The organism is Acidovorax sp. LjRoot38 (genome assembly GCF_964252975.1).
In the GTDB taxonomy this organism is placed as follows: domain Bacteria; phylum Pseudomonadota; class Gammaproteobacteria; order Burkholderiales; family Burkholderiaceae_C; genus Acidovorax; species Acidovorax facilis.
In genome coordinates this window covers 74,998-87,058 of sequence record NZ_CAXUPT020000003.1, presented here as the reverse complement: position 1 = coordinate 87,058, position 12,061 = coordinate 74,998, and the positions used below count along the sequence as shown (strand labels likewise).

At 67.9% G+C, this 12,061-nt stretch carries 9 protein-coding genes; 6 read left to right on the top strand and 3 right to left on the bottom strand.

The genetic code is table 11. The annotated features are described in order from the left end of the window. Nucleotides 1-157: 157 nt before the first annotated feature. The 3 genes from ACSQ22_RS05555 to ACSQ22_RS05545 all read right to left on the bottom strand — a co-directional run bounded on the left by ACSQ22_RS05555 (nucleotide 158) and on the right by ACSQ22_RS05545 (nucleotide 3,973). The gene (locus ACSQ22_RS05555; protein ID WP_436129699.1) at nucleotides 158-742 is read right to left on the bottom strand and encodes a midcut-by-XrtH protein; all 585 of its coding nucleotides are present in this window, start codon (nucleotides 740-742) and stop codon (nucleotides 158-160) included. A 760-nt stretch (nucleotides 743-1,502) separates the two neighbouring features. Then, nucleotides 1,503-2,723 carry an IPTL-CTERM sorting domain-containing protein gene (locus ACSQ22_RS05550; RefSeq protein WP_436129698.1) on the bottom strand — a complete coding sequence of 407 codons (1,221 nt, stop codon included), beginning with the start codon at nucleotides 2,721-2,723 and terminating at the stop codon, nucleotides 1,503-1,505. Nucleotides 2,724-2,923: 200 nt separating this feature from the next. After that, nucleotides 2,924-3,973: a helix-turn-helix domain-containing protein gene (locus tag ACSQ22_RS05545; RefSeq protein WP_436129697.1), complete on the bottom strand. Its 1,050-nt coding sequence runs from the start codon at nucleotides 3,971-3,973 to the stop codon at nucleotides 2,924-2,926. Nucleotides 3,974-4,232: 259 nt separating this feature from the next. On the opposite strand from ACSQ22_RS05545, the gene ACSQ22_RS05540 reads away from it, so the two are divergent. The 6 genes from ACSQ22_RS05540 (at nucleotide 4,233) to ACSQ22_RS05515 (ending at nucleotide 11,375) form a co-directional block, all read left to right on the top strand. Then, a complete protein-coding gene (locus ACSQ22_RS05540) occupies nucleotides 4,233-4,589 on the top strand; it encodes a hypothetical protein (RefSeq protein WP_436129696.1) in 357 nt (118 codons plus the stop codon). 179 nt (nucleotides 4,590-4,768) lie between these two features. Next, nucleotides 4,769-6,049 carry a TolC family protein gene (locus ACSQ22_RS05535; RefSeq protein ID WP_436129695.1) on the top strand — a complete coding sequence of 427 codons (1,281 nt, stop codon included), beginning with the start codon at nucleotides 4,769-4,771 and terminating at the stop codon, nucleotides 6,047-6,049. A gap of 35 nt (nucleotides 6,050-6,084) precedes the next feature. Beyond that, nucleotides 6,085-6,657 carry a hypothetical protein gene (locus ACSQ22_RS05530; RefSeq protein ID WP_436129694.1) on the top strand — a complete coding sequence of 191 codons (573 nt, stop codon included), beginning with the start codon at nucleotides 6,085-6,087 and terminating at the stop codon, nucleotides 6,655-6,657. Continuing rightward, entirely contained in the window at nucleotides 6,654-7,775 is a 1,122-nt protein-coding gene (locus ACSQ22_RS05525) for an efflux RND transporter periplasmic adaptor subunit (RefSeq protein WP_436129693.1), read from the top strand. The genes ACSQ22_RS05530 and ACSQ22_RS05525 overlap by 4 nt, the downstream gene beginning before the upstream one ends. Before the next feature lie 9 nt (nucleotides 7,776-7,784). Continuing rightward, complete coding sequence (locus ACSQ22_RS05520; protein WP_436129692.1) at nucleotides 7,785-10,904, top strand: efflux RND transporter permease subunit; 3,120 nt, start codon at nucleotides 7,785-7,787, stop codon at nucleotides 10,902-10,904. 72 nt (nucleotides 10,905-10,976) lie between these two features. After that, the gene (locus ACSQ22_RS05515) at nucleotides 10,977-11,375 is read left to right on the top strand and encodes a hypothetical protein (protein WP_436129691.1); all 399 of its coding nucleotides are present in this window, start codon (nucleotides 10,977-10,979) and stop codon (nucleotides 11,373-11,375) included. The last annotated feature ends 686 nt before the right edge of the window (nucleotides 11,376-12,061 follow it).

Sequence of the window (12,061 nt, the reverse complement as noted above, 5' to 3'; positions counted from 1 at the left end):
AAAATGACCGTTAGCGCTTATCTATCAAGCGCTAGCAGCTATTAATTTGATAGTGAATGCTAGTGGGCACGGGCGCTGATTGCCATGGCGCCCGGCGCCGTGCCGAACCGGGTGCACTGCTGTGCAGCCCGGCGTTCACCCGCTGGGTGCAGCGCGGTCAGTGTGGCTTGGAGACCAGCAGGAAGCAGCCTTCGTCAGCGGCCAGCACCATGCCCACCGTGCAGCGTGGTATGTCGAGCGGGTTGCGGTTGTTGTGTCCTGCGGTGAGGGTGATGTCGGTGATGCGCACGGTCTGCCCGGTGGTGTTGCGCACCTCGTACTGGTGCATGTAGTCGGCGGCGGGCCAGTCCAGCGACTCGTGGTACGGAATGTCTGCCGTGGCGCCAGATGGGTTGTCCAGCAGCACACTGACCCCCATGGGCTGTGCCTCGACCGGGCTGCTCCAGGAGGTGGCCACCAGCATGGCAGCCGCCAGCACACCGGGGGCAATGGCCAGCATCAGGCTTGCCAGGTGGCCGCGCGCCGCACGCCAGGCCATCAATGCCATCAGCAGCGACAGAACCAGCACACCCCATTCTGCGAGCGTAGGCACCGGCTGCGCAGGGCCTGCCAGCCCGGCCACATACGTGATGGCGCCCACCGGGGGCTGTGCCTGTGCCCAGACCGAGCCGGACGCCGCCAGGGCGGTAGTGGCCAGCAGGCTGGCCCATGGGCGAAAACGAAGCAAGGGGGTGTTGGTCATTGGAATGGTCCCTGTAGGCAAGAAAAGAAGAGATAGCAAAAACTAAAGCAGCAACAAAACAGCAACAAAACAGCAAAAGCTCAGTGAGCCTCTCGCGCGGACCTGCGCGGCGTTGGTGACAACGCCTCCCCTCGCTCTCGCGCGCAGGTCCAAACCCAGCACAGACGCAAACCAGACGCAGATGCATGCCCACGCTGTGTGCCTTGCACACGGGCCGCACGTGGTGTGGCTGCTCTGTGTGTGGGGGCTCAGTGGATCTGCATCCCCGGCGTCTGGAGCGCTGCGCTGTCTACCCGGCCGCCCGTGAGCCCGGCGAGATTGCAGCCGCTGCCTGGATGGTGCGTGCAAGAAATGCCGCTGGCTTGACTGGCTGTTTGGTCTGCACTTGCTTCAGCGTTTGCGGCAGGTCGGGCTAGCGCGCGATTTCCAGAATGGGTAACCCATTAATTGCTATATTTTTGATAGCTTTTAGCGCTCGTCCATCAGGCGCTAGAGCGGTTTCTGCTTATGAAGAAATACCAATCCCTGAAGGGATCGCGAGGATTTGCAAAGCAACCCAGGCCGAAAAGACAGTGTTCTCGAAAAGCGGCGAAACCCGAATGGATCGCTGCGGCGTATTGGCAGCCGCTGATATCCAGGTCCGGCGCTTTCCTCTGGGGTTGGCATCCATCTACTTGAATCTGTTCCTGCTTGTCGAACTGCCTCACAAGGCCTCGACCGACTCGGCCCGAACAATGGATGCAAGTTCAAACGTGCCGACTCAATACGCCCTGTGCGTCAGCCGACGGCCTGCCACAGCGGCCGCCAGCAGACCCAGCAGGGCCAGCGCCCACGGGCCGAGTGTGGGGATGGCCTGTGCGTTGCCAGGGGGCACGGCCAGCAGCACGGGCACACCGGGGTCGGTGATGCGGCCGGGGGTGGTGTCGCTGTCGCCCGCGCCGCCATCGGTCAGGGTGAAGGTCACGCTCAGGCCGTCGGGGGCAAACTGGGCGCCGGGCAATACATACCAGTGCGGCTGCGCGCAGGCGGTGGTGCCCGTGCAGCCCAGGCCCTCGGGGCTCGGGCCGTATTTGAGGTAGACGGCGCCTGCGGGCACCGGCGTGGTGTAGTGCACGGTGACCTGGGCGCTGGTGCCATCTGCACCGCCGTCCAGCACCAGTGCCAGGGGCCCCTGTGTGGCCTGCGCGCCCGTGGGCAAGGGGGCGGGCAAGGAGGTAAAGGTGGCGCTGGTGATCTGCCAGCCGCCCGCGCCATCGGTCTGCACCGTGCCCGTGCCCTGGCCCGCGTTGGCCCATGGCGCGCTGCACTGCTGCGCCGCACCGCCGTTGGCGCCCGCGCATTCCCAGGTGTACTCGCCGTTGGCAGATTGCACTGCACTGGCTGTGCCTGCGGTGCACAGGTAGGTGGCAGGCGCAGTGGCCCGTGGCTGCAGCGCCGCCGTGCCGCAAGCACCATTCCAAGGCATAGGCGTACCGGTAATGGCCATGCCGAGCGTGGTGGGCATCTGGCTCCAGTCGATGCCTCCGTTGTTGGTGATCCATGCCAAGCCGTCGGCAATGATGGAGCTCACGGTGCTCATCCCCACGGTGCGCAGCACGATCCAGGCGACGTTGCCCCCGGCAATGTCCTGGCTGCCGGTGAAAACCCGTCGGCCCGGGGCGGTGCCGTCTGGCGTGAAGGTGGTGCAGCGGCTGGTGTCGGGCCCGTTGCTGGTGGGTGCGGTGTCGCACACCTGCAGGGTCAGGCCGTTGAAAACGTACACGTCCATCGTGACGGTTTCTATGCGCGCGGGGCCTGGGCCCACCGGGATGCGGTTGGCCAACCTCCGGGCGGCGTAGTAGGGTGGGTAAGACTCCTGGAACGAAACGTTGCCGGCCTTGCCTGCGGCTTCCAGGTTGTCGAAGAGGGTGGCGGCAAAGGCGGGCGCTGTGGCAGCAGTTGCCAGCACCAGTGCAGCGATCCGAAGTGCGAAGGTTTTCATGGAGATGGGGCTCGTGGGGTGGCGTGCCACCCAGGAGGTTTTTGGCATAAAAACGGCCGCTAGCGCTTTACTGGCAATCGCTATTAGCTATCTTTATGGGAGCATACAGCGCGGGTGGACGCGCGCTGACCCGGATCTTGCGGGGGCTCTGCCCATTTCCCTTGACCCAGCGTTTGCGCGCGGCTTGACTGTGCGTTGGCTCAAAGCCCGAGCAGCCAGTCTGCGTACTCGACCGATAGGGAGTTGGAAAGGGCTGGCGCCTGGCCGTTGCTGCGGGCCGATTCGGCGGCAGCGCGCACATCCCGGGGCGTGTGGCCGAAGGTGGCGCGGAAGGCGCGGCTGAAGTGGGCTTCGCTGGCAAAGCCCAGGCGGGTGGCCACGTCTGCCACCCGCAGGTGCCGGTAGGCCGCGTTCGACAGGGTCTGGAATGCGCGCTGCAGGCGGCGCTGCTGCACGTAGCGCGCCACGCCGCCCAGCGGCTCAAAAAGCTGGTACAGCCGGTGGCGCGAGATGCCGAAGGTGCGGCACAGCGCCTCGGGCGTGATGAGGGCGCCCAGGTGGTGGCCGATGTGGCGCTGGATGCGTTCCAGCGTGACAGCCTCCACCTGCGCACGGGCCTCGGCCAGGGTGCGCTGGCTGGGGCGCAGGCACGCGGCAAGCATCTGCGTGGTGGCGCGCACCACGTCATCGGCCTGGTCCATGCCGATGGAAGGCAGCCGCCGGTGCAGGGCGCCCAGGTGGTCTGCCAGCAGGCCGCCCAGCACGTTGTCTGAGCGCAGGACCGTGCCGTGGGGGTTGGCCCCACCCCCAAAAGCCTCGTCGCCCAGCGCACGCGGCACGATCAGCGACAGCACGCGCGAGTCCTGGGCGGCTGTGTGCTGCGTGCGGGCCATGTCAAACACCACCACATCCCCCGCGCGCACCTGCAGGTCGTCGCTGTCGCTGTGCTGGCCGATGAAGCCGCCCTCGCGGTACCACTGCACCAGATAGTGGTCCAGGCCATCCTGCGCGGCACGCGCCTGGCTGCGTGCAAAGCGCTGGGCGCCAAAGCGCAGGTCGCCCAGCAGCAACTGGCCCAGGTGAACGGCATCAACCTGTGCGTGAAATCCTTTCGGCGGGCCGCTGTGCACCAGCGGGGCCACGTCAAACAGTACGGAGATACCGCTGCGCCAGGCTTCAAAGCGGTCCTCGCCGGACGACTGCGTGGTGGCAAAGGTGGTAGAGGGCAGAGGCTGGGCGGGCGGCGGCATGGCGCCGAGATGATAAAGGCCGCTGGCGCCATAAGCCTTGCCGGAGTCGCGCCAGCGCCAATATAGGCCACCCGGGCCCGCGGGTCCAGGTGGCTGTGCCGCGCGAGACCGTTGGATCGCGTCTCGCAGCCGATATTCCTATTCCCGCTACCGCGCAGGCTCCTGGCACCCGGCCCCGGACCCGGCACGAGGAGGCCCCTCAGCGCGTCAGGCTATGGCCCGGGGCGGTTGGCACGGCTTGCATAGAATGCCGCAACCCATGCGCCGCCTGTTGCTCCTCTTTTTGTTGGTGTTCATGCCGCTCCATTCCATCTGGGCGGCGGCCTCGCCCTATTGCGGGCACGAGTCAGCGCCGCAGGCATCGCACTTTGGCCACCATGTGCACGAGCACCATGGTGACGAAGGGGCCGACCACTCGGTCCCGGGGGGCTCCCCTAGTACCCTGGCCGACATGGACTGCCATGCCTGCCACGGCACAGGCGGCGGCTTGGCGCACAGTGCCAGCGCCCAGGCCATCGTAGTGGCCGTGGCGCACCCGCCGGGCCAGGCCGCACCCGCCTGGCCGCCTGCACCCCTTACGCGCCCCGAGCGCCCCAACTGGCCTGCTCTCGCCTGAGCGGCGAGGCGGGGGCTTGGGTGGCTCCGTTTCTTTTCCTGATGATGTTGGAGACCTGCCTTCCCTGGCAGTAGCGGTGCGCGTCTTGCTGTTGGCATGCGTGCACCGCTGACCGTCCCCTTCATCCATCGCGCCTCGCCGATTTCAACCTGTGGCCCTGGCCACTGCAGAGGAATCGGATGCAACCAACGAAACAACGACAACACACGCCCATCGCCGCGCTGGTGGTGATGGCGCTGGGCTGGGCACTGCTGGGCAGTGCCGCACAGGCCCAGACCTCCAACCCCGGCACAGCGCCGCTCACGCTCCAGGCCCTGTTCGAGCAGGCCTGGCAGCGCCAGCCCGAAGCGCAGTCTGCTGCCTTGCGGCGCGAGGCCGCGCAGGCCACACGCAGCGCCGCAACGGCCTGGACGGCCGAGCCCATAGCACTGGAGCTGTCCACCAAAACCGACCGCCCCGGCAGCAACCAGGGCAGCCGCGAAGCCGAAGTGGGCCTGGCCCTGCCGCTGTGGCTGCCCGGCGAGCGCGCCCGCAAGGCCGCGCTGGCCGATGCCGAAGCGCAGGCGCTGGACAGCCGTCAGCGCGCCGCGCAACTGCAGCTGGCCGCCACTGTGCGCGAAGCCTGGTGGGCGGCGCAGCGCGCGCAGGCTGACCAGGCCCTGGCGCAAGACCGTCTCCTGAACGCGCAGCGCCTGGCCGCCGACGTGGCGCGCCGCGTGCGTGCGGGGGATCTGTCGCGTGCGGACCAAGCCCAGGCCGACGGCGCCGTGGCCCAGGCCGAAGCCGCCTTGGCCGAGGCCCAGGGCGCGCGGGACGCAGCGCAGGCCGCACTGGCCGCCTGGGGTGTGCAGGAGGCCGCGCCCACCCTGGCGCTGGCGGACGGGGCGGAGCCCGAGCCCGCCGTGCCCGACGCCGCGGCAGCCGCTGCCCAGCACCCTGCGGCGACCGACTGGCAGGACCAGGCCGAGGTAGCCCGCCGCGCCGCCGACCTGGCCGCTGTGCAAACCCGTGCCAACCCCGAGCTGACGGTGGCCGCCACGCGCGGCCGCGAGCAGGCGGGCGACCGCTACCAGCAGACCTTCACCGTGGGCCTGCGCGTGCCCTTGGGCGGGGGCGACCGTGCGCAGGCGAAGCAGGCTACAGCACGCGCCGATGCCATCGATGCCGAGGCACGTGCTGCCGTGGAGCAGAGGCGCCTGGCCGCCGACATCGCCGCCGCCATGGCCCGCGTGAAAGCCACCCAGGCCCAGCGGGATGCGCTGGCACGCCACGCGGCGCTGGCGCAGGGCACACGCGGCTTTATCGACAAGGCCTTCCGACTGGGCGAAGCCGACGGCCCCACGCGCCTGCGTGTGGAGCTGGAGGCCGCCCAGGCCGAACGCCAGCTGGCCCGCGCCCGCATCGACGCAGCGGCCGCCATCTCCCACCTGCGCCAGGCCCTGGGCCTGCTGCCGCAATGACGCCCTTGAGGCCCTCACCACTTTTGCTGAACACCATGAAACTCTCTTCCGCTTTTTCCACACTGGGCTTGGCCCTGCTGCTGGGCTTGCTACCGCCGACCGCGCTGGCTGGCGCAGGCCATGACCATGGCGAAGCCCCCGTCGCCGCAGCGGGCACAGCCCTGCCGCGCTTTGCCGCCACCTCCGACCTGTTTGAACTGGTGGGTGTGCTCGACGGGCAAAAAATCGCGCTCTACCTGGACCACGCGGGCGACAACAGCCCCGTGAAAGACGCCCGGCTGGAGCTGGACATTGCGGGCACCAGCGTGCCCGTCACCCGCGTGGCCGAGGGCGAGTTCCAGGCCACCCTGGCCGCCCCGCTGGCCGAGGGCGTGAGCCCTGTCACCGCCACCGTGGCCGCAGGCACTGACACCGACCTGCTCGCAGGCGAGATCGACCTACACCCCGCCGCCCACACCGATGCTGCACCGGTAGGGCTGGCCCGCCGCACTGTGCTGATTGCAGGCGCCGTGGCCGCCGTGCTGTTGGCGCTGTTAGCCGTTTGGGGACTGCGCCGGGGCCGTGCTGCCCGCATGGGCAACTCCCAGCGCGTGGGAGGTGCAGCATGAAGCGCTTCCACCCCATGCCTTCCTTGCTGGCCCTGCTGATGGCCGCCGCGCTCAGTGCCCCCCTGCCAGCCCTGGCAGGCCCCGGCCACGACCATGGCGACGCGCCACCCACGCCCACCGGCAACGGCCCCAGCCGCCAGCCCGATGGCAGCGTGTTTCTGCCCAAGCCCGCGCAGCGCCAACTGGGCGTGCGCACTTTTGTGGCAGCCACCGGGCAACACGCCAAGGCCTTCGAACTGGCGGGCACCGTGGTGATGGACCCCAACGCGGGTGGCAAGGTGCAGGCCGTGCTGGCCGGGCGGCTGGAGGCCGGGCCCAAGGGCCTGCCTGGCGTGGGCCAGGCGGTGCGCAAGGGCGAGGTGCTGGCCTACGTGGTGCCCACGGCGGGCGCCATCGAGCGCTCCAACCAACTGGCCCAGCAGGCCGAGCTGCGCGCCGCACGCGACCTGGCCGCACGGCGCGTGGCGCGCCTCACGGAGCTGGCCGACACCGTGCCGCGCAAGGACATCGAGGCGGCCGAGAGCGAGCTGCACAGCCTCACCCAGCGCCTGGGCGCCGTGGGCGCGGGCCTGGCCACACGCGATGCGCTGGTGGCCCCCGTGTCGGGCGTGATCGCTTCGGCCAACGCCGTGGCGGGGCAGGTGGTGGATGCGCGCGAGCAGGTGTTCGAGGTGGTAGACCCATCGCGCCTGCGCATTGAGGCCCTGGCCTACGACACCGCCCAGGCGCACAGCGTGGCCGGTGCCACGCTGGCCGTGGGTGGGCAGCGTGTGCCTCTGCGCTTTCTGGGCGCGGCGCGCAGCCTGCACGACCAGGCGCAGCCGCTGCAGTTTGCGGGCGACTCGTCTGCGCTTGGCGCCTTGGCCCTGGGCCAGCCGGTGCGCGTGTTCGTGCAGTCCACCGACAAGGTCGATGGCGTGCAAGTGCCCGCCGCTGCGTTGCTGCGCAACCCGGCCAATCAGACCATCGTCTGGGTCAAGGAGTCGCCCGAGCGCTTTGCGCCACGGGTGGTCACGGCGGTGCCGCTGGATGGCACCTCGGTGGCCGTGACCTCGGGCCTCCAGCCCGGCGACCGCGTGGCCACGCAGGGCGCCACGCTCATCAACCAGGTCCGCTAAGGAGTCGCTATGTTCAAGTGGCTTCTCGAAAACAGCCTGGTCAACCGGCTGCTGGTGCTCATCGCCGCCGCCGTGCTCATGGCCTACGGCGCCTTCACGCTCTCGCGCACGCCGGTGGACGTGTTCCCCGACCTCAACAAACCCACCGTCACCCTCATGACCGAGGCGGGCGGCATGGCCGCTGAAGAGGTGGAGCAGCTCATCACCTTCCCGCTGGAGACCACGATGAACGGCCTGCCCGGTGTGGAGAGCGTGCGCTCCACCTCCAGCGCGGGGCTGTCGTTCATCTACGTCACCTTTGACTGGAGCACCGACATTTACCGGGCGCGCCAGATGGTGTCGGAGCGCCTGTCGTCCATGGAAGAAGGCCTGCCCAGCGGCATCACGCCGCGCATGGGGCCCATCAGCTCCATCATGGGCGAGATCATGCAGGTGGCCATCCCCATCGACGCGGCCAAGACCACGCCCATGGCCGTGCGCGAGTACGCCGACTGGGTGCTGCGCCCGCGCCTCATGGCGATCCCTGGTGTGGCGCAGGTCATCCCCATCGGGGGCGAGGTGCGCCAGTTCCAGGTGCTGCCCGACACGGCACGCATGGCGGCGCTGGGCATTACGCACGACCAGCTCACGGGCGCGCTCAAGGGCTTTGCGGCCAATACCTCGGGCGGATTTCTGGAGCTGGGCGGGCGCGAATACCTCATCCGCCACCTGGGCCGCACCTCGCGGCTCGAAGACCTGCAGAACCTGGCCCTCACCGCCAAAAACGGCCAGAGCGTGCTGCTGCGCCAGGTGGCCGATGCCACCTTTGCCGCTGCCACCAAACGCGGCGACGCGGGCTTTGAAGGGCAGGGCGCCGTCATCCTGGGCATCCAGAAGCAGCCCACGGCCGACACCATCGGCCTCACGCGCAGCATCGAGGCCGCGCTGGTGGACCTGAAGAACTCCCTGCCCGCAGGCATGGAGGCGCCGCGCGTCACCTTCCGCCAGGCGAGCTTCATCGAGGCATCGGTCACCACGCTGCAGGGCAAGCTCATGGGCGCCTCGGTGTTCGTGGCGGTGATTTTGTTCGTGTTCCTCGGCACGCTCAGGCCCACGGTGATTGCGCTCACGGCCATCCCGGTGTCCATCTTCATCACGGCGCTGGTGTTCAAGTATTTCGGCCTGTCGATCAACACCATGACGTTGGGCGGCCTGGCCATTGCCATCGGCGGCCTGGTGGACGACGCGGTGGTGGATGTGGAAAACGTGCTGCGCCGCTTGAAGATGGACCGCGCCAAACACCCCCACCACCGCCTGCACCCCATCGAGGTGGTCAAGCTCGCGTCCATGGAAGTGCGCTCCGGCATCCTGTATGCCACGGCCATCATCGTGCTGGTGTTCTTGCCGCTGTTTGCGCTGCCGGGCATCGAGGGGCGGCTGTTTGTGCCGCTGGGCATTGCGTTCATCGTGTCCACGCTGGCCTCGCTGCTGGTGTCGGTCACCGTCACGCCGGTGCTGGCCTTCTATCTGCTGCCGCGCATGAAGAACCTGGACCATGGCGACACGCGCGTGGTGGCCTGGCTCAAAGCGCGCTACCGCAACGGGCTCTCGGCTGTGCTGGCGCGCCCGCGCACAGCCCTGGCCGTGAGCGCGGCGGCGGTGGCGCTGTCGGCAGCGGCGGTGCCGTTCTTCCCCACCACGTTTTTGCCGCCGTTCAACGAGGGCACGCTGCTCGTCGGCATGCGGCTCAACCCCGGCGTCACGCTGGCCGAATCGAGTGCGCTGGCCCGCCAGGCCGAGGTGCTGGTGCGCCAGGTGCCCGAGGTCACGCACGTGGGCCGGCGCAGTGGCCGTGCCGAGCTGGACGAACATGCCGAAGGCGTGCACGTGAGCGAGCTGGACGTGGGCCTGCTGCCTGCGGCCGAGCTCAAGCGCAGCATGGCCGAGGTGCAGGCCGACATCCGCAGCCGCCTCGCGCACTTGCCTGCGGCCATCGCCATCGGCCAGCCCATCTCGCACCGCATCGACCACATGCTCTCGGGCGTGCGCTCGCAAATTGCCATCAAGCTCTTTGGCGACGACCTGGACACCCTGCGCGGCCAGGCGGAAGCCCTGCGCGCGCGGCTGGCGGGCATCCCCGGCCTGGCCGACCTGGAGGTGGAAAAGCAGGTGCTGGCGCCGCAGATCACCGTGCGCGTGGACTACGCCGCCGCCGCCCAAATGGGCGTGCCCGCACCCCAGGTGCTGGCCGCGCTGCAGACGCTGGTAGAGGGCGAGAAAGTGGCCCAGGTGGTGGAAGGCAGCCGCCGCTTTGCGCTGGTGGTGCGCCTGCCCGACAGCGCGCGCTCCATTGACGGCCTGGCGCGCGTGCTGATCGACACGCCCCGTGGCCCCGTGCCCCTGTCGCGCCTGGCCACCATCGAAGAAGGCGACGGCCCCAACCAGATCAGCCGCGACGACGGCAAGCGCCGCATCGTGCTCTCGGCCAACGCGCAGGGCAGGGCGCTGTCCGACGTGGTGGCCGACATCCGCCAAGCCGTGGCTGAAACGCGCCTGCCCGAGGGCTACTTCATCACCCTGGGCGGCCAGTTCCAGGCGCAGGAAGAAGCCAGCCGCCTGGTGGGCCTGCTCGCCATCGTCTCGCTGGTGCTGATGTTTGTGGTGCTCTACACCCGCTACCGCTCGGCCACGCTGTCGGCCCTCATCATGGCCAACATTCCGCTGGCGCTGGTGGGCGCGGTGCTGGGGCTGTGGGTGTCGGGCCAGCCGCTGTCGGTGGCGGCGCTGATCGGCTTCATCACGCTGGCGGGCATCTCGGTGCGCAACGGCATTTTGAAGGTGAGCCACTACCTCAACCTGATGCGCGTGGAAGGCGAGCGCTTTGACATCGCCATGATCGTGCGCGGCTCGCTAGAGCGCCTGAGCCCCGTGCTGATGACCGCCCTGGTCACCGCCTTTGCCCTGGCCCCGCTGCTGCTGGAGGCCGAACGCCCCGGCACCGAAATCCTGCACCCCGTGGCCGTGGTCATCTTCAGCGGCCTCATCAGCTCCACGCTGCTCGACACCTTCCTCACCCCCGCCCTGTTCTGGCTGTTTGGCCGCAAGGATGCCGAACGCCTGCTGGACGACAAGAACGCCGAGGCGTTCTGAGCTTTTCTTGTTTTGTACTTGTTCTCTTTATTTGTTCGTTTGCTTTTTCATTCACCCTTTGAAAGGACTCCCATGAAAATCACCCGCCAACTTTTCGCCGCCCTGGCCCTTGCTGCGGTGACCACCACCGCCGCCCATGCCGCTGGCGACCACGGCGAAGGCCACGACCACAAGCCCCAACACGGCGGCATCGTGGTCGAAGCCAACGACATGGACTGTGAACTCGTCGCCAAACCCGACACCATCACCCTGCACCTGCGCGACCACGGCAAGCCTGCCAAAACCGAGGGCGTGAGCGCCAAGCTCACCCTGCTGAACGGCACCGAAAAATCCGAGGCCGTGCTTGTACCGGCGGGCGAGGGCAGGCTCGAAACCAAGGGCATCTTCAAGGTCGTAGCAGGCACCAAGGTGGTGGCGCTGGTGACGCTGCCGGGCAAGAAGGCTGCGAATGTGCGATTTGCGGTGAAGTAAGTCGCCGCCAAAGAGAGAAAGCGTTCCGCACAACGCGCCGCCGCGTTGGCCTTTGCTGACGCGGCGTCGTGTGTGGTGTACACGGGCGGGGTAGGTGCTTGCGCTGTGCAGATGGTGTGGTGCGCTGGGATTTGAAGGGAAATCAGGCTCTGGCGCTTATCCATAAAGCGCTGGAAGCTATTAAATTTGTAGCTATTGATTATTGCTGGGCCAAAGCGCTAACTGGTCATGGGTGGGAATCGACCGGTGTTCGCGGAGACTGTGCAGCTGCTTTTCTTCAGGGTTGTGCGACACCTGCCCTCAGGTCGGGGGCGGATCAACGCTAGTGTCCCGGGCAGGTATCTCACAACCCTAAACGGTGGCACGCGTTCGACTGCGAACAACGCATGACTGCAATCACTGGCAAAGTCGACTTCCGGCTGCACCTAAGTATTTGAACTTGACGCCGGAATGTTCGCCCGGGCCTCAACCGGTCTTTCGCCGCGAAATGGCCCCAACAACCTCCCGGCCATTCAGGCCGGTCGCTTGAACAAGGCCGACCGGTTGAAGTCTAGGCCCGGCTGCTCACGCCAGCGATGAACTGGCATTCCCGAACTCGCTGTTTCCGCTAGGAATACACGCTGCACAAAAGCAAAACCCTCAGCCGTTGCCGCGGCGAAAAATGCCGCTGTGGATTCAGAGCGGCT

Excerpts from the sequence above, each read along its gene's own strand:
- ACSQ22_RS05555 (WP_436129699.1), bottom strand. The coding sequence starts at position 742 with ATGACCAACACCCCCTTGCTTCGTTTTCGCCCATGGGCCAGCCTGCTG.
- ACSQ22_RS05550 (WP_436129698.1), bottom strand. The coding sequence starts at position 2,723 with ATGAAAACCTTCGCACTTCGGATCGCTGCACTGGTGCTGGCAACTGCT.
- ACSQ22_RS05545 (WP_436129697.1), bottom strand. The coding sequence starts at position 3,973 with ATGCCGCCGCCCGCCCAGCCTCTGCCCTCTACCACCTTTGCCACCACG.
- ACSQ22_RS05540 (WP_436129696.1), top strand. The coding sequence starts at position 4,233 with ATGCGCCGCCTGTTGCTCCTCTTTTTGTTGGTGTTCATGCCGCTCCAT.
- ACSQ22_RS05535 (WP_436129695.1), top strand. The coding sequence starts at position 4,769 with ATGCAACCAACGAAACAACGACAACACACGCCCATCGCCGCGCTGGTG.
- ACSQ22_RS05530 (WP_436129694.1), top strand. The coding sequence starts at position 6,085 with ATGAAACTCTCTTCCGCTTTTTCCACACTGGGCTTGGCCCTGCTGCTG.
- ACSQ22_RS05525 (WP_436129693.1), top strand. The coding sequence starts at position 6,654 with ATGAAGCGCTTCCACCCCATGCCTTCCTTGCTGGCCCTGCTGATGGCC.
- ACSQ22_RS05520 (WP_436129692.1), top strand. The coding sequence starts at position 7,785 with ATGTTCAAGTGGCTTCTCGAAAACAGCCTGGTCAACCGGCTGCTGGTG.
- ACSQ22_RS05515 (WP_436129691.1), top strand. The coding sequence starts at position 10,977 with ATGAAAATCACCCGCCAACTTTTCGCCGCCCTGGCCCTTGCTGCGGTG.